Here is a 19,476-nt window from a genome sequence, read left to right as displayed (position 1 = left end):
CTTACGAGTATACGGAATTAATATTACAGAATCTTTCACGTCGGCTTTGTGCGGATTTGTGGTGTCTCTCGCATCAAAACGCATAAAGAAACCGTGCGTCCTACGAACGCAAGGTGCGCATCATACCGGGAACCGGGGCGGTTTTTTCATCGGATGAATGACTTGCGATGCATTTGGGAGGAATCTGCCGGCACGACGCCAGCCGAAGAGGACGAAAGCGTCGTGTCGCGAGGCTTTCCCGGAATGGGGGCAGATTGATTCGGACCTCCGCGTGCGCGCAGAAACGTCCGGCCTCCCTTACTTCGCCCGCTCGTGCTCCCCCAACCCGATCGCCTTGTAATCGTAAGTCGGATAGAACTCCGTCCGGTACACCCCCCACGCCGTATCCTCCAGCACGCGATTGACCTCGCGCAGCCGCGCCGCCGGCAATCGCAGCACGACGATCTGCCCGATTCCCATCGTCACCGTCCAGCTCACCACCTCGACGCCCGGCGGCGGAAACGCCTTGTAGAACCCCTGCTTCGCAAGCTGCGCATTCAGCTCGGCGAGCGGCCGCGATTCGTCGTGTTTCAGGAAAACGGTCAGCAGGACCGCGTTGTCGGGCGTCGCGACGGCCGATCCTGCCGGCACCGTCGACGTCTGGCCGACGGCCGGTGCGCTGGAAATCGCGGCGGCCGCCAACGCTGCGGCAATCACCCCGGTTCGAATCGAAAAATGCGGAAATCCGGTCATCACGCAACTCCATGGCGTCGTGGCGGGAGTCGCCATCATGCGCCGACGAATCGATCGCTGCAGTGAGCCGCGCCGATGCGACTACGCCGCGTCCGCGCCAGCGCGCTCGCGCAGCACGTCGATGAACGCGCGCAGCTTGGCCGGCACGTGCTTGCGATTCACGTAATACAGCCACATCGGCGGCAGCGTGCGGCACGTACCGGGCAGCACCTCGACGAGCGTGCCGTCGCGCAGGTCCTGCTCGATCCGCTCGCGCATGAACGCGAACGCAATGCCGACGCCCGCGCGCGCCGCATCGATCACCGCATCGGCATCGTTCGTCACGAATACGCCGTCCGGGTCGAGATCGACGTCGCGTCGCCCGTCGTGCAGCAGCCATTTGTGCAACCGCCCGCTTTCCGTAAACCGGAAACGGATGCACGCGTGACGCTCGAGCTGCGCAATCGACGCCGGCGCACCGTGCCGCGCCAGATAACCGGGCGACGCGACCAGCGCACACGTCAACGCAGGCGCGATCCGCACGCCGATCATGCCCGGCTGCAGCCGGTCGGCGAGGCGAATGCCCGCATCGAATCCCTCCTTTGCGATGTCGACGAGTTCGTTCTCGTAGCGGATTTCGAGCCGGACTTTCGGATAGCGCTCACGAAACGGGGCGAGCACCGGCGCGATCACGAGCAAGCGCGCGAGCGGCAGCGCGGTCACGCGCAACAGCCCGCTCGGCTCGCTGCGCGCATCCTTCAGCGCGTCACGCGCCTGCATGACCTGACGGTACGCGGGCTCGGTCTGCCGGCAGTAACGCTGGCCGGCTTCCGTGAGACTCACGCCGCGCGTGCTGCGGTTGAACAGCTTCACGTTGAGCTCGCCCTCGAGCTGCCCGATCGACAGGCTGACGGCGGCCGGCGTCAGGCCCAGCGCGGCGGCGGCCCGCGTGAAGTTGCCGGCCGTCGCGACGGTCATGAACACGTGCAGGCCGGCCATCGGATCGCGTCTGCTCATCGCTTGCCCATCATTAAAAAAACTTGAAACTGCTTCGAGTGGAATGCGGATTCTCCCATATACCGCCACTGCCTACACTGGCGCTGTCGTCCTGTCGGAGCCCTTCGCATGAACCCGCTCACCGCCGCGCTGCCGCTCGCCGTCGCCCGCCGCACGATCGACGCGGCCCTCGCGCATGCCGCGTCGCTGCAGGTAGCCGGCGTCGCGATCGCCATCGTCGATGCCGGCGCGAACCTGCTCGCGTTCGTGCGCACCGACGACTGCTTTCTCGGCGCGATCGATCTCGCGCAGCGCAAGGCGCTGACGGCGGTCCGCTTCCGCGCGTCGACCGGCGCGCTCGGCGCGATGTCGGGCGACGGCCCGCTGCGCGGCATCGAACACAGTCACGGCGGGCTCGTCACGTTCGGCGGCGGCGAGCCGCTCGTCGACGGCGACGGACGCTGCGTCGGCGCGATCGGCATCTCGGGCGGCAGCGTCGACGAAGACACCGCGATCGCGCAGCACTGCCGCGACCTTTTTCAGGCAACGTTCCACTCCACAAGGTAAGCACATGGCACAGAAACGCATCCTCATCACCGGCGCGGGCACCGGCTTCGGCCGCGAAGTCGCGCTGCGGCTCGCCGAGCGCGGTCACGACGTGACGGCCGGCGTACGCGCCACGGCCGAGATCGACGACGTCGCGGCCGCCGCCGCGCAACGCGGCACCACGCTGCGCGCGATCAGGCTCGACGTCACGTCGGCCCACGACCGCGCGCGCGCGGCCGAGCTCGACATCGACGTGCTCGTGAACAACGCGGGGGTCGGCGAAGCCGGCGCGCTGGTCGACCTGCCGGTCGAGATCGTCCGCGCGCTGTTCGACGTGAACGTGTTCGGGCCGCTCGAGCTCACGCAGCAGATCGCGCGCGGGATGCTCGCGCGCCGGCACGGCAAGATCGTGTTCGTGTCGTCGATCGCGGGCCTGATCACGGGGCCGTTCACGGGTGCGTACTGCGCGTCGAAGCACGCGATCGAATCGGTGGCCGAGGCGATGCACGCGGAACTCGCGCCGCACGGCATCCGCGTCGCGGTCGTGAACCCCGGCCCGTACCGCACGGGTTTCAACGACCGGATGATGGAAACGACGCGGCGCTGGCACGATCCGGCCGTGCATACCGTGACGCCCGAGCGGCTGACGTTCCCGCTCGAACAGCACGACCCGGAGGAAATGGTCGCGAAGATGGTCGACGTGATCGACGGCGACGGCGGCGCGTTCCGCAACCTGCTGCCGGCGGCGTCGGAAGCGTTCGTGCGCGCCGAGCAGGCGCGTGCTTGGGAACGGCAGCAGTAAGCTGCCGCCGGCGAAGCGGCGGACCGACCGTCCGCCGCTCGCGCGATTGCGCGATTCTCAGTACACGTCGCGCATGTAGCGCCGCGCCTTCGAAAGCCGCGCGACGTAGTCGTTCGCGGCGTCCTCCGACATGCCGCCGTGCCGGGCGACGATCGCCTTCAACGCCGCATCGACGTCCTTGGCCATCCGCGCGGCGTCGCCGCACACGTAGAAGTGCGCGCCTTCCTCCAGCCACGCGAACAGCTCGGCGCCGTGCTCGCGCATCCGGTCCTGCACGTAGACCTTGTCGGCCTGGTCGCGCGAGAACGCGAGATCGAGCCGCGTCAGGAAGCCGCTGTCGCGCATCTCGCTCAGCTCGTCGCCGTAGTAGAAGTCGGTCTGCGCGTGCTGCTCGCCGAAGAACAGCCAGTTGCGCCCGCGCGCGCCGCGCGCCCGCCGCTCGTGCAGGAAGCCGCGGAACGGCGCGACGCCGGTGCCCGGCCCGACCATCACGATCGGCACGTCGCCGTTCACCGGCGGCCGGAAGTGCGCGGACTTCTGCACGAACACCGGCACGCGGCCGTCGTCCGCGCGATCGGCGAGGAACGTCGACGCGACGCCTTTGCGCGCGCGCCGGCCGTTGTGATAGCGCACGGCCGACACGGTCAGGTGAATCTCGCCCTCGTGCGCGCTCGGGCTCGACGCGATCGAATAGAGGCGCGGCTGCATGCGCTTGAGCATGCCGACCAGCTCGGCGCCCGACAGCTCGATCGGATATTCGTGCAGCACGTCCGCCAGCTGCTGCCCCCACAGCCATTGCTTGAGGTCGCCCTTGCGATCGTCGCCGAGCAGCGACTTCAGCGCGCCGTTCGCGCTGCGCGACGCGATGAAGGCCAGCGTGTCCGGATGCGGGCGCGTGATGTCGAAGTGGCGTGCGAGCGCATCGCCGAGCCGGACATCGCCGACGCCCGGCACCGACACGGGCGCATCGGCCTTCAGCGCGGTGACGGACAGCAGTTCGTCGACCAGCTCCGGACAGTTGGTGGGCCACACGCCGAGCGCGTCGCCGGCTTCGTATTCGAGGTTCGCGCCCTGGGTCGACAGCGACACATAGCGCGTGTCCTTAGCGGCGCCCGGCCGGTTCAGCCGCAGGTTCGCGACGAGCTTCGACGGCGCGGGATGCGCCTTCGTCGGCAGCAGCCCCGACGGGCTCAACCCGCCGGACGGCACCGCGTGCAGCGCGGCATCGGCTTCCTTGATGCGCGCGACCACGCGTTCGAGCCACTGGTCGGCCTCGTGCTGGAACTCGACGTCGCAATCGACGCGGGCGCACAGACGTGCCGCGCCGAGCTCCGCGAGCCGCGCGTCGAGCCGGCGGCCGTGGCCGCAGAACCGGTCGTAGTTGCGGTCGCCGAACGCGAGCACCGCGAAATGCACGCCGTCGAGACGCGCGGCGCTGCCGGCCTGCAGCGCGTCCCAGAACTCGCCGCCGTTGTCGGGCGCATCGCCGTCGCCGAACGTGCTCGTCATCAGCAGCACGTATTGCGCGCCGGCCAGCGACGCGACCGGATAGTCGGACATGCACGCGGTGCGGATCTCGAAGCCCGCGTTCATCAGCTTCGTCGCGTAATCCTCGGTCAACGATTCGATGTTGCCGGTCTGCGACGCCCACAACAACGTGACCTTCGGGCGCGGGCGCACGATCCGCACGCCGCCCGCCGCGGCGGCGTCGGCCGGCAGCGCCGGCGCCGCGCCGGTCTGCGCACCGGCAGGCAGCGCGCGGCTGAACAGGCCCGCGAGCATGCCGTCGAGCCAGAACCGCACGGGCGGCGTCAACGGCGCGCCGGCCGGCAGCACGGGCACGCTGCCTTCGCGACGGCCAGCGCTCGCCTTCAGCCCGCTGACGAGGCCCGCCACGTACAGCCGCTCGGTGTCGGTCAGCGGCGGCGGCGCGAGATCGGCGACGCCGAGCGCGGCCGCGAAAGTGTCGATGTCTGCCATGTCGGATTCCTGTGAAGCAGTCGCGTGCATCATCGCCGGCGCGGGCCGCGCGTCGTCGGCGCATGCATCGGGTTGCGCGGTGTCGTCGTCGACCGGCGCGAACGCATCGGCTTCGACCCGCGTCAGCGCGACCGCGCAGTATTTCAGTTCGGGTTGCTGCGATTCGGGGTCGATCGCGTCGTTCGTCACCGCGTTGATGCACAGGTCGTCGCCGTATACGTCGTTCCAGTGCATCGGCGCGAAACAGTTGCCGCGCCGCACGCGCTCGGTCACGACGGCCGGCAGCACCGCGCGGCCGCGCGCCGAACGGATCTCGACGCTGTCCTTCGCGGCGATGCCGAGCGCGCTCGCATCGTCCGGGTGCAGTTCGACGAACGGGCGCGGGTTGAGCTTGTTCAGCATCGCGACCTTGCCGGTCTTCGTCATCGTGTGCCACTGATGCTGCAGCCGCCCGGTGTTCAGCACGATCGGGAACGTGTCGTCCGGCAGCTCGGCCGGATCGACGTGCGGCCGCGCGAAAAAGCGCGCCTTGCCCGACGGCGTCGGGAACGCGATGCGCGGGGCGTCGCCGCCGTCGGCTGCGGCGCGCAGCGGCTGGTTCACGCCGTCGTTCAGGTAGCGGATCGGGTGCCGCGCGCGCGCGGTGCCCGGCGCGACCGGCCACTGCACGGGCCCGTCGCGCAGCGCCGCGTGGCTCGCGCCGCGCAGGTCGTAGCCGGTCGCGGGGTTCGAGAAACGGACGATCTCGTCGAACACGTCGGCCGCCGACGCATAGTCGAACGCGTCGCCGAACCCCATCGCGCGCGCGACTTCCGCGACGATGCGCCAGTCGGGCAGCGCGTCGCCGGGCGGCGCGACCGCCGCGCGCATCAGCGTCATGTTGCGCTCGGAGTTGATCATCACGCCGTCGCCCTCGGCCCACAGCGCACCGGGCAGCAGGATGTCCGCGTAGCGGTTGGTCTCGGTGTCGAGGAACGCGTCCTGCGCGATCACGAGCTCCGCGGCCTGCAACCCGGCGATCACGGTGCGCCGGTTCGGCACGGTCGCGACCGGGTTCGTGCAGACGATCCAGCACGCCTTGATGTCGCCGGCCGCCATCCGTTCGAACAGGTCGACCGTGCCGTTGCCGGTGTCCTTGCGCAGCGTGCCGGCCGGCACGCGCCACAGGGTCTCGACGAAGCGGCGGTCGTCGTCGGACGTCACCGAGCGCTGGCCCGGCAGCCCCGGCCCCATGTAGCCCATCTCGCGCCCGCCCATCGCGTTCGGCTGGCCGGTCAGCGAGAACGGCCCGCTGCCCGGGCGGCAGATCCTGCCGGTCGCGAGATGCAGGTTGCAGATCGCGTTGGTGTTCCACACGCCGTGCGTGCTTTGGTTGAGCCCCATCGTCCAGCAGCTCGTCCATTCCGGCGCGTCGCCGATCCATTGCGCGGCCGTGCGGATGTCGGCTTCCGCGAGCCCGGTGATCCCGGCGACACGCTCGGGCGTGTAGTCGGCGAGGAACGCGGGCATCGCGTCCCAGCCTTCGGTGTACGCGTCGATGAACGCGGCGTCGGTGCGGCCGCTCGCATGCAGCAGATGCAACAGCCCGTTGACCAGCGCGAGATCGGTGCCCGGCCGGATCTGCAGGAACAGATCGGCCTTGTCGGCGGTGCCGGTGCGGCGCGGATCGACGACGATCAGCTTCGCGCCGGCCTTCACGCGATCCATCATCCGCAGGAACAGGATCGGGTGACAGTCGGCCATGTTCGCGCCGATCACGAAGAACAGGTTCGCGCGATCGAAATCCTGGTACGACCCGGGCGGGCCGTCCGCGCCGAGCGACTGCTTGTAGCCGGTGCTCGCGCTCGCCATGCACAGGCGCGAGTTCGACTCGATGTTGTTGGTGCCGACGAAGCCCTTCGCGAGCTTGTTGACGAGGTATTGCGCCTCGATCGACAGCTGCCCCGACACGTAGAACGACAGCGCATCGGGCCCGTGCGCATCGAGCACCGCGCGCAGCCGGCGCGCGGTCTCGGCGATCGCGTCGCGCGCCGGCAGCGGCACGAGGTCGTCCTCGCGCGCGCGGCGCACGAACGCGCGATCGAGCCGCCCCGAGCGGCGCAGCGCGACGTGCGCCGACGAACCTTTCGTGCACAGCCGCCCGAAGTTGGTCGGATGGTCGGCGTCGCCGGACACCTTGACGACTTCGCCCTCCTCGACGTGCAGCACCATGCCGCAGCCGACGCCGCAGTACGGGCACACGCTCTTGACGGGGGTCGCGGTCATGGGCGCTCCGGGACGGTCAGGCCGCGACCCACACGAAGCCGTCCTCGACCCGCGACGGATACGCGTTCACCGACTGCTCGGGCGCTTCCAGGCATTCGCCGGTACGCAGGTCGAAGTGCTGCTTGTACAGCGGCGACGCGACCACGACGCGCTCGCCGAGGCTGCCGATCAGTCCGCGCGACATCACGGCGGCCTGCGATACGGGATCGACGTTGTCGATCGCGAACACGCCGCCGTCGGCATGCGCGACGTGAAACACCGCGATCTGCTCGCCGTTGACGAGCGCGCACACGCCGGTGTTCGGCACGATGTCGTCGAGCGGGCATACACGGGTCCAGGACAGCGGAAGGCGATCGTTCATGATGGGCTCCTTGCAAGGTGGCGGATGTCGGTCACGCGGTGGCGGTTTCGGTCGCGGCTCGGGTCGCCGCCGCGGCGACGACCGGGATCGGCACGGGCTTGCCGCCCGCGCGCTCGCCGGGCGTCGCGGGCCGGATCTGGCCGCGCGTCTCGACGAACTCGATGGTCGTATCCGGCGCGTCGCTGTTCACGAAGTGGCGGAAGCGCTTGCGCGTGTCGGGATCGGTGACGGCCTTCTTCCACTCGCACTCGTAGGTGTCGATCACGTGCTGCATGTCGGCTTCGAGTTCGTCGGCGATCGCGAGCTTGTCGTGCACGACGACGTCGACCAGGTAGTCGAGGCCGCCTTCGAGGTTGTCACGCCACACGCTGGTGCGTTGCAGCCGGTCGGCCGTGCGCACGTAGAACATCAGGAAGCGGTCGATGTAGCGGACCAGCGTCGCACGATCGAGGTCGGACGCGAGCAGCTCCGCGTGGCGCGGCTTCATCCCGCCGTTGCCGCACACGTACAGGTTCCAGCCTTTCTCGGTCGCGATGACGCCGACGTCCTTGCCCTGCGCTTCCGCGCACTCGCGCGTGCAGCCGGACACGCCGAACTTGATCTTGTGCGGCGCGCGCAGCCCCTTGTAGCGGTTCTCCAGATCGATCGCGAGGCCGACCGAATCGTCGACGCCGTAGCGGCACCACGTCGACCCGACGCACGATTTCACGGTGCGCAGCGCCTTGCCGTACGCGTGACCCGATTCGAAGCCGGCCGCGATCAGCTCCTCCCAGATCGACGGCAGTTGCTCGACGCGCGCACCGAACAGGTCGACGCGCTGGCCGCCGGTGATCTTCGTGTACAGGCCGTATTTCTTCGCGACCTGGCCGACCGCGATCAGCCCTTCCGGCGTGACTTCGCCGCCCGGCATGCGCGGCACGACCGAATACGTGCCGTCGCGCTGGATGTTCGCGAGGTAGTAGTCGTTCGAATCCTGCAGCCCCGCGTGCTCCTTCTTCAGCACGAACTCGTTGAAGCACGACGCGAGAATGCCCGCGACGGCCGGCTTGCACACGTCGCAGCCGAGCCCGCGGCCGTGCTTGTGCAGCAGCGCGTCGAACGTCGTGATGCGCTCGACGCGAATCAGGTGGAACAGCTCCTGGCGCGAATACGGAAAGTGCTCGCACAGATGGTTGTTGACCGCGAGGCCCTGCTTCTTCATCTCGGCCTTCATGATCTGCGTGACGAGCGGCACGCAGCCGCCGCACGACGTGCCGGCGCCCGTGCACGTCTTCAGCGCGCCGAGGCTCGTCGCGCCGTCGGCCACCGCCGCGCAGATCTGCGACTTCGACACGTTGTTGCACGAGCAGATTTGCGCGCCTTCCGGCAGCGCATCGACGCCGATCGCCGGCTTCGCGGCGCCGTCCGACGACGGCAGGATCAGGAATTCCGGCGATTCGGGCAACTCGATGCGGTTCAGCATCATCTGCAGCAGCGTGCCGTACTCGGCCGCATCGCCAACCATCACCGCGCCGTGCAGGAACTTGCCGCAGTCGGACACCACCAGCTTCTTGTAGACCTGGCGGCGCTCGTCCGCGTACTGGTAGGTGCGGCTGCCGGCCGTCGTGCCGTGCGCGTCGCCGATGCTCGCGACGTCCACGCCCATCAGCTTCAGCTTGGTGCTCATGTCGGCGCCCGCGAACGCGGCCGCCGCTTCGTCGGCGCCGCCCGCGAGTTGCTTCGCGACCACGCGCGCCATGTCGTAGCCGGGCGCGACGAGGCCGTACACGATGCCGTTCCAGGCCGCGCATTCGCCGATCGCGTAGATGTCGGCGTCGCTCGTGCGGCACGCGTCGTCGATCGCGACGCCGCCGCGCGGGCCGATGTCGAGCCCGCACGCGCGGGCCAGTTCGTCGCGGGGCCGGATACCGGCCGAGAACACGATCATGTCGGTGTCGAGATGCGTGCCGTCGGCGAACGCCATCCGGTGCGTGCCTTCGTCGCCGTCGACGATTTCGAGCGTGTTCTTGCCGGTATGCACGGTCACGCCGAGCGCCTCGATCTTCGCGCGCAGCATCCGGCCGCCGCCGTCGTCGACCTGCACGGCCATCAGGCGCGGCGCGAATTCGACGACGTGCGTGTCGAGCCCCATGTCGCGCAACGCCTTCGCGCATTCGAGGCCGAGCAGGCCGCCGCCGACCACGACGCCGCGCTTCGCGTGCGCGCCGCACGCCTGCATCGCCTCGAGGTCCTCGATCGTCCGGTACACGAAGCAGCCGGCGCGATCGCGGCCCGGCACCGGCGGCACGAACGGACGCGAGCCCGTGGCGAGCACCAGCTTGTCGTACGCGAGCGTTTCGCCCGACACGAGCGTGACCGTATGCGCGGCGCGGTCGATCGACGCGACCTGCGCGTTCAGGCGCAGGTCGAACTGCGGATGACGCTCGAAGAAGCCGGGTTCGACGAGCGACAGATCGTCCGCCGACTTGCCCGCGAAGAATTCGGACAGATGCACGCGATCGTAGGCCGCGCGCGGTTCCTCGCCGAGCACCGTGACCTGCGGCGCGCCGGCCGCGGCGGCCTCCGCCGCGACGCATTCGAGAAGCTTGTGGCCGACCATGCCGTGGCCGATGACGATGAGTTTCATGATGGCGGTTCCTTCGGTCGATCAGTTCGCGGCGTTGGCGGCGGCCAGCGCGCGATCGCGCAGCTCGGCTTCGCGCGCCTTGTGTTCTTCGCTGAAGCGCACGGCCATCGCGCACAAGGCGGTCGCGGTGACCGCCAGGCCGAGCAGGCTCAGCGCCTGCTGGACGTCGCCGACACCCTTCAGCAGGAAAGCCGCGGCGACCGCGCCGACGTTGCCGCCCGCACCGACGATCCCCGCGACGCCGCCGAGCGCCTTGCGATCGATGAACGGCACCAGCGCGTAGGTCGCGCCGCACGCCATGTGCGTGAAGAGGCCGAAGGTCAGCATCGCGACGAGCGCGATGCCGATGCCTTGCGCATGCGAGAACCAGATCAGCCCGAGCCCTTCGCCGATGATCAGCGCGCACAGCAGCGTCGCGCGCACGTCGAGGCTGCGGCGCGCGGCGATCTTGTCGGACAGCCAGCCGCCGAGCGCGCGGGCGAACAGCGCGAGCAAGCCGAACATCCCGACCGCGAAACCGGCGTCCTTCAACGACAGCTTGAAGTGATCGACGTAGTACAGCGCGGCGATGTTGTGGATGAACACCTCGACGCCGAAGCACGCGCCGTACGTGACGAACAGCATCCACACGCGATAGTTGCCGCACGCCGCGAAGAAGCTCGCCCAGCCGCCCTTCTTGCCGCTGTCGATCGTCACGCCTTCCTTGCGCAGCGCGACGAAATCGCCTTGCGGGCAGTCCTGCGTGAAGCGCCAGTACGCCCACGCCATCACGAGCATCGCCACGCCCGGCACGACCAGCGCGATGCGCCACGACGCATCCTCGCCGAAGCCGAGCATCAGCCCCGCGGCAACGAGCAGCGGCATCAGCGCCTGCGTCGCGCCCGCGCCGGCATTGCCCCAGCCGGCCGTCGTCGCGTTCGCGGTGCCGACCACGTTCGGCGCGAACATCACCGACGTGTGGTATTGCGTGATCACGAAGCCCGCGCCGATCGCGCCGATGCCGAGCCGGCAGATCAGGAACCACAGGTAGTCGTGCGTGAACGACACGGCGAACACGGGGATCGCGCCGAGCAGCAGCAGGCCCGCATACACGCGGCGCGGGCCGAAGCGGTCGCACAGCGGGCCGACCAGCAGCCGCACGGCGATCGTCGCGGCCACCGCGGCGATGTTGATGTTGGCGACTTGCGCCGCGGTGAGATGGAATTCGCGCGCGATCAGCGGCATCAGCGGCGCGCACGCGAACCACGCGAAGAAGCATACGAAGAACGCCATCCACGTCAGATGGAACGCGCGCATCGGCGCGGTGCGGAGGCTGAAGAGATCGATACGGGTAGCTTTGTCGGTCATGTCATCCGCCAAACGAAAAACGGCGTCCTGCGCACCCGGTCTCGTCGAGACCTGATACGTAGGACGCCGTTGCCCATGAAGCCCGTTGCCGGGCGCTTCGGTATTCGGTACTGCGGACGAATCGCCATTGACCCGCCCGAACGAGCTAACGCAAGCGACGTGCCATGTCGGCGTCAATCGCGCCGGGAACCCCACCGCACAAGGCGCAGCGGGTATCGGGCACGTCACCGCGACGCGCGACGCGCTCTCCGTCGCGATGCACCGAGGCACAGATGTGGTGCGCTGCAGCACTGTCGTCGTGCGGCATCGCGGTGCGCGCGAGCGCGGCACGCTGCGCGCCGATGCGGCATCGCGACTGCTCGCGCGTCGCGAGCACATGCCCGCTCGCGGTCATCGCACGGTGCGCCGCGTCGCGCAAAGGCGCCATCGTCGCGCCGGTTGGCCCGGATATTGCTGAACCTTCACTACACCGGCAACGGCGCCGGTGGGCAGTCCCCGCAAACCCGGCCCGCCCTTCACGGCGAGCCTTTCCGGACAACGGCGTCCCTCCGTGCACGGCACGGCCGGATGCCGGTGCGTTTCGACCGCCCGCCGCCGCCGAGCAACAACGCGAAGCAGACCGCCGCAGGCATGCGATGCGGCACAGGAACACGACATGACGACAGGCAAAGTCACGCTGCTGGGCGCCGGCCCCGGCGACCCCGATCTCCTCACGCTGAAGGCGGTGAAGGCGCTGGCCGCCGCCGACGTGCTGCTGCTCGACGATCTCGTCGCGCCCGGCATCGTCGAACTCGCGCCGCAGGCGCGCGTGATCCGCGTCGGCAAGCGCGGCGGCTGCCGCTCCACGCCGCAGGCGTTCATCGAGAAACTGATGCGCCGCCATGCGCTGCGCGGCGCGCACGTGGTGCGCGTGAAAGGCGGCGATGCGCTGCTGTTCGGGCGCGCCGGCGAAGAACTCGCGACGCTGCGCGCGGCCGCGATTCCGGTCGAGATCGTCAACGGCATCTCGTCGGGATTCGCGGCCGCCGCGAGCCTCGGCATCTCGCTCACGCATCGCGAACACTGCCAGGGCGTCACGTTCGTCACCGCGCATCGCCAGGACCACGGCGAACCCGACTGGGCCCGGCTCGCGGCGACCGGCACCACGCTCGCGATCTACATGGGAATGAGCCGCGTCGACAGCATCGCGGCGGGCCTGCTCGCCGCGCTCCCCGCGTCGACGCCGGCGGCGGCCGTGCAATGGGCCGGTACGCCCGAAGAGCGTCGCTGGACCGGCACGCTCGACACGCTCGCAAGCGGCATCGAAACCGCGCGGCTCGGCAGCCCGGCCGTGATCCTCGTCGGCGGCGCGATCGGCGAAACGGCCGCGCAGGAGGCGGACGCGGCAATCGGCGCGGCGCTGCCGCGGGCCGCCTGACATGGGCGGCATCGCGCGGCTTCGGCCGCTCCCCGTTTCGTTCACCCCCGGCCGCGCGTGCGGCCCGACTGCCTCGTTCGCCCCTTGCACCGACGCATCGCTGCCCCTGTCGCCCGCCTCATGAGTTCGTCCGCCCTGCCCGTCCGCCTGCGCGTGCTGCTCGTCACCGATACCGACAAGCCGATCGGCGAACTCGGCAATGCGCTCGCGCGCCTCGGCTACGAGATGCTGAACGACGTCGCGACGCCCGCGCGCCTGCCGGCGGCCGTCGAGGAGCAACGCCCGGACGTCGTGATCATCGATACCGATTCGCCGTCGCGCGACACGCTCGAACAGCTCGCCGTCATGCATGCGACCGCGCCGCGCCCCGTGCTGATGTTCAGCCACGACGCCGACCAGGAACTGATCCGCGCGGCGGTCGGCGCGGGCGTCAGCGCGTATCTCGTCGAAGGGTTGTCGGCCGAGCGCCTCGCGCCGATTCTCGAAGTCGCGCTCGCGCGCTTCTCGCACGACGACGCGCTGCGCCGCCGGCTGGCCGACGTCGAGCGCGAACTCGAGGAACGCAAGCTGATCGACCGCGCGAAACGCGTGCTGATGGACCAGCGCAAGCTGTCCGAACACGATGCGTATGCGGCGCTGCGCAAGCGCGCGATGGATCAGGGCCTGCGCATCGTCGACGTCGCGCGACAATTGCTCGACGCGTCACCCCAGTCATGAGTGCCATGCATACCTCTCCGCCCGCCGCGCCGGAACGCGCGCATCTTCGCCTCGGGTTCGTCGCGCTGAGCGACGCGGCCCCGCTGATCGTCGCGCAGCGCCTGAATCTCGGCGCGCGTCATGGCCTCACGCTCGAATTGAGCCGCCAGCCGTCGTGGGCGGCCGTGCGCGACAAGCTGCTCAGCGGTGAGCTCGACGCCGCGCACGCGCTCTACGGGCTCGTCTGCGGGCTGCAGCTCGGCATCGGCGGCCCGCGGGCCGACATGGCCGCGCTGATGGTGCTGAACCGCAACGGGCAGGCGATCACGTTGTCGCGCGGCCTCGCCGACGCGTACCGCGAAACCGCCAACGTGCGTGCCGCGTTCGCGACGCTCGGCCGCAAGCCGCTGCTCGCGCAGACCTTCCCGACCGGCACGCACGCGATGTGGCTAAACGCGTGGCTCGCGTCGCACGGCGTCGATCCGCTGCGCGACGTGCGCAGCGTCGTGATTCCGCCGCCCGAGATGGTCGCCGCGCTCGCGGGCGGCGAGCTCGACGGCTTCTGCGCGGGCGAGCCATGGCACGCGGTGGCCGAAGCGTGCGGCGCGGGCCGCACCGTCGCCGTCACGAGCGAGATCTGGCCCGATCATCCGGAGAAGGTGCTCGCGACCCGGCGCGATTTCGTCGCGCTGTATCCGGCCACCGCGCGTGCGCTGGTCCGCACGCTGGTCGATGCGTGCGCATGGCTCGACAGCGCCGCGCACCGCCGCGAGGCGGCCGACTGGCTCGCGTCGCCCGACGCACTCGGCGTGCCGGCCCGGCTGATCGCGCCGCGCCTGCTCGGCGACTACGGCGCGGGGCCGTTCGCCACGCCGCCGCTGCCGATCCGCTTCCACGACGGCGGCGCCGTGAACCGGCCCGATCCGCGCGAGGCCCTGTGGTTCCTGTCGCAATACCGGCGCTGGGGCATGCTCGACGGTTCGCACGACGATGCGGGGATCGCCGCGGCGATCGCGCAAACCGCGTTGTATGATGCTGCGGTCGCCGAAGGCGGCGCAGCGGGCCCGTCGCGGGCGTGACGCGCGCCGCACGGTGCAGCCCGCGTGTGCCGCCGGGCCACGGCGCCCGGCCGCTGCCCGCGTGCGCCGCCCACGCGGCACCGCCTTGCCACTCCGTCCCCGCTCCGAATCGATGCCGAAACGAACGCGCGCGCCGCTCGACGTGCTGCTCACCGAAATCCGCGCGTGCCGTGCATGCGAAGCCGACCTGCCGCTCGGCCCGCGCCCGGTCGTGCGCGCTCATCGCGACGCGCGCATCCTGATCGTCGGACAGGCGCCGGGCGCACGCGTCCATGCGAGCGGGATTCCATGGGACGACGCGAGCGGCAAGCGGCTGCGCGACTGGCTCGGCGTCGACGCCGAGACCTTCTACGACGAGACGCGCTTCGCGATCGTGCCGATGGGCTTCTGCTACCCGGGCCGCGGCGCGAGCGGCGACAACCCGCCGCGCCCCGAATGCGCGCCCCTGTGGATCGACCGGCTGCTGGCCGAACTGCCGTCGATCCGGCTCACGCTGCTGATCGGCCAGTACGCGCAGCGGCATTTCCTGCGCGGCGCGCGCAAGGCGACGCTGACCGATACCGTGCAAGCCTGGCGCGACTACGGCCCGGCCGTCCTGCCGCTGCCGCATCCGTCGCCGCGCAACCAGGCCTGGTTCAAGCACCATCCATGGTTCGACGCCGAGGTCGTACCCGAGCTGCGGCGCCGGATCGCGCCGCTCGCGGCAGGCTGAGCGGGGCCCGCGAGGCGGCGCCCGGCCCCGGCGCGCCCGGTTCGCTGTACCATCGCGGCTCAACCGCGTCACGAACAGCACAATCCTTCATGCCCTCCACCGCCCCGCCGCGCCTGTACGGGATGCCCGAACGCAGCGACCGGCTCGATTTCTACATCCGCGACCAGGCGTCGCGCCAGGCGATCACCGAGCCGCATCGGCACGCGTATTTCCAGATCCAGTTCAACCTCGGCGGCGACACCGAGCAGCGCATCGGCGGCGTCACGCGGCCGTTTCCGCGCGGCGCGCTCGCGTTCGTGCTGCCGCACCGCGAGCACCTGATTCCGCATCCGGAAGGCGCGCACTTCATCGTGATCAATTTCAGCCAGGCGTTCCTGCGCGCCGATCTCGACGTCGATCCGCTCGATCTCGAGGACGTGCCCGCGCACCGCTTCCCCGAACTGACGCCGTTCCGCTTCCAGGAGCACCTCGATTTCATCCTGACCGGCGATACGTACGACGAAGCGCGCCGCCTCGCGCTGTGCATGCTCGACGCCGATCGCGTGCGCACCTTCGGCTCGACCACGTTGCTGCGCGGCTACCTGCTGCAACTGATCGGGCTCGTCTGCACGCAGTACGCGGGCGCGCTCGACAAGCTCGCGCAGCGCGGCGCCCAGCGCGCCGGCCGGCGCGACGCGCTGGCCCGCGTGCTGCGCCACGTGCGGGCGAACCTGACGCGTGAGGACCTGACGCTCGCCGCGACCGCCGAAGCCGCGTTCCTGTCGCCGAACTACCTCGCACACCTCGTTCGCAAGGAAACCGGCAGCACCTTCACCGATCTCGTCACCGAGCGCCGGATCGCGCTCGCGCAGTCGCTGCTGGCCCACACCAGCCGGCGCATCGCGGACATCGCGCGCTCGGTCGGCTTCCGCGACGAAGGGTATTTCGCGCGGCGCTTCCGCGCGCGGGTCGGCGTGTCGCCGAAGGCGTACCGCGACGCGAACGCCGCGCTGCCCGCCGCCGACGACACGCAGGCGGCCGCCGACGCGTAGTTTTGTCCCGGTAAAACGCAGTTGCGTCGCATCCGGGCGCATGCGCGTCGGGTATCGTTGCACGCATGCCGGCCGCTGCGCCGGCCATCCGTCTTCCTACCGAACGAGGCCATCCGATGTCCGCCTATGTCATCGACGCCGCCGAGCGTCCTTCCGTCGAAGTCGACCAGTCGTCCGCGCGCTTTCCGGTGCGCCGCGTCTTCTGCGTCGGCCGCAACTACGCCGACCACGCCCGCGAAATGGGCGCCGACCCCGACCGCGAACCGCCGTTCTTCTTCACCAAGCCCGCCGACGCGATCGTTCCGGCCAGCGGCACGGTCGCCTATCCGCCGCTGACGAACGATCTCCATCATGAAATCGAGCTGGTCGTCGCGATCGGCAAGGACGGCCGGTCGATCGACCCGGCCGACGCGCTGTCGCACGTGTGGGGCTACGGCGTCGGCGTCGATCTGACGCGCCGCGACCTGCAGGCCGAAGCGAAGAAGCTGAGCCGGCCGTGGGACTGGGCGAAGGGGTTCGACGCGTCGGGCCCCGTAACCGCGCTGCGCGCGGCGACGGCCACCGGCCATCCGGCCGCCGGCCGCATCTGGCTCGCGGTCAACGGCGACACGCGCCAGCAAGGCGACCTGGCCGACATGATCTGGCCCGTGCCCGACGTGATCGCGTACGTGTCGCGCTCGGTCGAGCTGAAGGCCGGCGACCTGATCTTCACCGGCACGCCGGCCGGCGTCGGTGCGCTGCAGCCGGGCGACCGCGTGACGGGTGGCGTCGACGGCATCGCGACGTTCGAATTCGTGGTCGGCGCGAAGCCGTAACGCGGCACGCACGGCGGCGCCTGTCCGGGCCGCCGCGCGAGATCCCGATGCCGGTCAGTCGTAGCGGCGCAGAAAGGCGTCGGCGACGGCCGGCGGATTCAGCGCTTTCGCCGACGCGTTTTCCAGCGCCTCGGCCGCATCGTCGTCGCTGATCGACACGAACAGCGTGATCGCCGCCCGGTCATCGCCCGTGCCGAACACGCCGTCGCGATCGAGCAGCCGCAATGCCTCGATCATGTCGGCGTGCAGTTGCCGGGAAAATTCGCTGAAGCGCGACGGGACGAACTGCGGGCTCAGCACTTCGTCGGCCAGCCGGCCGCAGATCGCGTTGAACGGCGAAGCCTCGGCCGCCGCGTACGCCCACTCGGCCACGCCCCACACGAACCACGGGTCGTCGTCCGCCACCGCCTGCCGCGCGCGGACCCGGCGCAGCCCTTCGACCGAATTGGCCGCCGGCACCACCGTCATCGCACCGCTGTCGGTGTACAACGCAAACGCGTAGAAATGCTCGTCCGGGTGCAACGCCCGCAGCGCCCGGAAGGTCGCCCTCGCGGCATCGGCAATATCCCGCTGGAAATCAGAAAAGTCGCTCATCGCATCCTCGTCCAGTCGCCTTTTGCGCTCGTCGGGACACGCGGCGCGCGGCTCGTGCGTCGTCTCCCGGCATGCGGCGGATTGTCCGTCATTCGGCCGCGCGCCGGTACCGGGGCGCACCCGCGCTCACCGCCCGGCGTCCTGTCCGTCGAACACCCGCACGCACACGGCGGCCGCCAGCGCGATCGCCGCCGACAGCAGCATCATCGCGAGCGGCAGGTAGCCCGCGTTGCCGACGGTCAGCAGCGCGCCCGTCAACGACGACAGCGCGGCGCCGCCGCCGATCGTCATCGCGCCGGCCAACCCCGACGCGCTGCCCGCCAGTTCCGGGCGCACCGACACCGCGCCCGCGTGGGCGCCCGGGTTGCTCAGCCCGTTGCCGATGCCGACCAGCACGCACGGCCCGAACCATGCGAGCGCGTGCGTCGCGCCGCCGACCATCAGCGCAAGCCCGATCAGCGGCCCCGCGCACGCGACGACCCGCCCGCCCAGGATCGTCGTGGCCAGCGCGTAGCGGCGCGCGCCCCGCGCGGCCAGCAAGCTGCCGCACACGAAACCGGCCGTGATCGTCCCCATGTAGACGCCGATCTCCGCCGGCGCGATGCCGAATCGCGTTTTCGCGGCGAGCGGCGCGCCGGCCAGGAACGCATAGAACGCGCCCGTCGAAAACGCCATGCACAGCGTATAGGCCCAGAAGCGGCGCGCACGGAGCAGCGCCGGATACGCGCGAAGCTGCTGCCCGAAGCTCGACGACCGGCGCGTATGGGTTTCGACGAGATCGCGCGCGCACCAGGCGAACAGTGCGACGCCGACCGCGCCAAGCAACCAGAAGCTCGCGCGCCAGCCGACCGTCTGGTCGAGTGCGCCGCCGAGCGTCGGGCCGAGCATCGGCGCGAATGCGGCCGCCATCGCCGCATAGCCGATCCGGCTCGCCGCGCGCGCGCCGCCGCCGGTGTCGCGGATCGCCGCCATCGACACCGGATAGACCGACGTGATCGCCGCCTGCATCAGCCGGCAGCCGAGAAACACGCGGATATCGGCCGCCATCGCGCAACCGAGCGACCCGAGCGCGAATAGCGCGACGCTCGTCAGCACGATCGGCCGCCGCCCGAACCGGTCGGACAGCGGCCCCGTCACGAACTCGAGCGATGCGGCCACCGCCGCATACCCGCCGAGCGACAGCGCGACGAGCGCATAGTCGGTGTGCAGGTCGCGCACGATCGCCGGCAGCGACGGCAGGAACAGGCTCAGCGGCAGGACCGACAACGCGCACAGCAGGATCAGCGTGGCGTGCCGCGGCGACGCCGGGTCGGACGCGGTCGACAGGTTCGATGACAAGCGGATGCCCTCCCGCGCACGGGCCGCACGGCCGTGCGCAACACAAAAAAAAGCCCCCGAACGAGTCGGGGGCGCATGGGTGCCGGCGCGATCCCGCTACCGGACCCTGCGCCTGTGGATGACTACGATGAAGCAAGCCGTTTTCATGCTGAATGGCTCC

At 70.3% G+C, this 19,476-nt stretch carries 17 protein-coding genes; 8 read left to right on the top strand and 9 right to left on the bottom strand.

The window, feature by feature from the left end; all coding sequences use genetic code 11:
• Positions 1-297: 297 nt before the first annotated feature.
• Both DFS13_RS01815 and DFS13_RS01810 read right to left on the bottom strand, forming a co-directional pair.
• Complete coding sequence (locus DFS13_RS01815) at positions 298-732, bottom strand: hypothetical protein (RefSeq protein ID WP_006486003.1); 435 nt, start codon at positions 730-732, stop codon at positions 298-300.
• A gap of 81 nt (positions 733-813) precedes the next feature.
• Positions 814-1,728 carry a LysR family transcriptional regulator gene (locus DFS13_RS01810; RefSeq protein WP_111441332.1) on the bottom strand — a complete coding sequence of 305 codons (915 nt, stop codon included), beginning with the start codon at positions 1,726-1,728 and terminating at the stop codon, positions 814-816.
• Positions 1,729-1,836: 108 nt separating this feature from the next.
• On the opposite strand from DFS13_RS01810, the gene DFS13_RS01805 reads away from it, so the two are divergent.
• Together DFS13_RS01805 and DFS13_RS01800 are read left to right on the top strand one after the other, a co-directional pair.
• A complete protein-coding gene (locus tag DFS13_RS01805; protein ID WP_034202264.1) occupies positions 1,837-2,274 on the top strand; it encodes a heme-binding protein in 438 nt (145 codons plus the stop codon).
• Positions 2,275-2,278: 4 nt separating this feature from the next.
• Complete coding sequence (locus DFS13_RS01800) at positions 2,279-3,055, top strand: SDR family oxidoreductase (protein WP_034178341.1); 777 nt, start codon at positions 2,279-2,281, stop codon at positions 3,053-3,055.
• Positions 3,056-3,112: 57 nt separating this feature from the next.
• Here DFS13_RS01800 and DFS13_RS01795 read toward each other — a convergent pair whose 3' ends face one another.
• The 5 genes from DFS13_RS01795 to DFS13_RS40175 all read right to left on the bottom strand — a co-directional run bounded on the left by DFS13_RS01795 (position 3,113) and on the right by DFS13_RS40175 (position 12,061).
• Positions 3,113-7,300, bottom strand: coding sequence for a bifunctional nitrate reductase/sulfite reductase flavoprotein subunit alpha (locus DFS13_RS01795; RefSeq protein ID WP_111441331.1), 4,188 nt, complete (start codon positions 7,298-7,300; stop codon positions 3,113-3,115).
• Between the two features lie 16 nt (positions 7,301-7,316).
• Complete coding sequence (nirD, locus tag DFS13_RS01790) at positions 7,317-7,661, bottom strand: nitrite reductase small subunit NirD (protein ID WP_006488749.1); 345 nt, start codon at positions 7,659-7,661, stop codon at positions 7,317-7,319.
• A 31-nt stretch (positions 7,662-7,692) separates the two neighbouring features.
• On the bottom strand, positions 7,693-10,287 hold the full coding sequence (gene nirB, locus DFS13_RS01785) for a nitrite reductase large subunit NirB (RefSeq protein ID WP_006494733.1): 2,595 nt from the start codon (positions 10,285-10,287) through the stop codon (positions 7,693-7,695).
• Positions 10,288-10,308: 21 nt separating this feature from the next.
• Positions 10,309-11,634: an MFS transporter gene (locus DFS13_RS01780; protein ID WP_006494732.1), complete on the bottom strand. Its 1,326-nt coding sequence runs from the start codon at positions 11,632-11,634 to the stop codon at positions 10,309-10,311.
• 145 nt (positions 11,635-11,779) lie between these two features.
• Positions 11,780-12,061, bottom strand: coding sequence for a hypothetical protein (locus tag DFS13_RS40175; RefSeq protein WP_166677898.1), 282 nt, complete (start codon positions 12,059-12,061; stop codon positions 11,780-11,782).
• Between the two features lie 228 nt (positions 12,062-12,289).
• On the opposite strand from DFS13_RS40175, the gene cobA reads away from it, so the two are divergent.
• From cobA to DFS13_RS01745, 6 genes are all read left to right on the top strand, one after another.
• Complete coding sequence (cobA, locus tag DFS13_RS01770) at positions 12,290-13,051, top strand: uroporphyrinogen-III C-methyltransferase (protein ID WP_006488745.1); 762 nt, start codon at positions 12,290-12,292, stop codon at positions 13,049-13,051.
• 120 nt (positions 13,052-13,171) lie between these two features.
• On the top strand, positions 13,172-13,768 hold the full coding sequence (locus DFS13_RS01765) for an ANTAR domain-containing response regulator (RefSeq protein ID WP_006494730.1): 597 nt from the start codon (positions 13,172-13,174) through the stop codon (positions 13,766-13,768).
• A gap of 5 nt (positions 13,769-13,773) precedes the next feature.
• Complete coding sequence (locus tag DFS13_RS01760; RefSeq protein WP_069351917.1) at positions 13,774-14,826, top strand: CmpA/NrtA family ABC transporter substrate-binding protein; 1,053 nt, start codon at positions 13,774-13,776, stop codon at positions 14,824-14,826.
• Between the two features lie 112 nt (positions 14,827-14,938).
• The gene (locus DFS13_RS01755) at positions 14,939-15,538 is read left to right on the top strand and encodes a uracil-DNA glycosylase family protein (protein WP_006483783.1); all 600 of its coding nucleotides are present in this window, start codon (positions 14,939-14,941) and stop codon (positions 15,536-15,538) included.
• Between the two features lie 89 nt (positions 15,539-15,627).
• Complete coding sequence (locus DFS13_RS01750; RefSeq protein ID WP_006483777.1) at positions 15,628-16,569, top strand: helix-turn-helix transcriptional regulator; 942 nt, start codon at positions 15,628-15,630, stop codon at positions 16,567-16,569.
• Positions 16,570-16,685: 116 nt separating this feature from the next.
• Positions 16,686-17,384: a fumarylacetoacetate hydrolase family protein gene (locus tag DFS13_RS01745; RefSeq protein ID WP_006483786.1), complete on the top strand. Its 699-nt coding sequence runs from the start codon at positions 16,686-16,688 to the stop codon at positions 17,382-17,384.
• Between the two features lie 54 nt (positions 17,385-17,438).
• On the opposite strand, the gene DFS13_RS01740 is transcribed toward DFS13_RS01745, so the two are convergent.
• Positions 17,439-17,978 (bottom strand): DUF4303 domain-containing protein, encoded by a 540-nt coding sequence (locus tag DFS13_RS01740; protein WP_006494727.1) that lies wholly within the window; start codon positions 17,976-17,978, stop codon positions 17,439-17,441.
• A gap of 126 nt (positions 17,979-18,104) precedes the next feature.
• A complete protein-coding gene (locus tag DFS13_RS01735; protein WP_111441329.1) occupies positions 18,105-19,316 on the bottom strand; it encodes an MFS transporter in 1,212 nt (403 codons plus the stop codon).
• Positions 19,317-19,476 lie beyond the last annotated feature (160 nt).

Source organism: Burkholderia sp. 28_3, assembly GCF_003253915.1.
GTDB lineage: Bacteria > Pseudomonadota > Gammaproteobacteria > Burkholderiales > Burkholderiaceae > Burkholderia > Burkholderia cenocepacia.
Note: the sequence above shows the minus strand (reverse complement) of the source record. Positions and strands in the feature narration are given on the sequence as shown.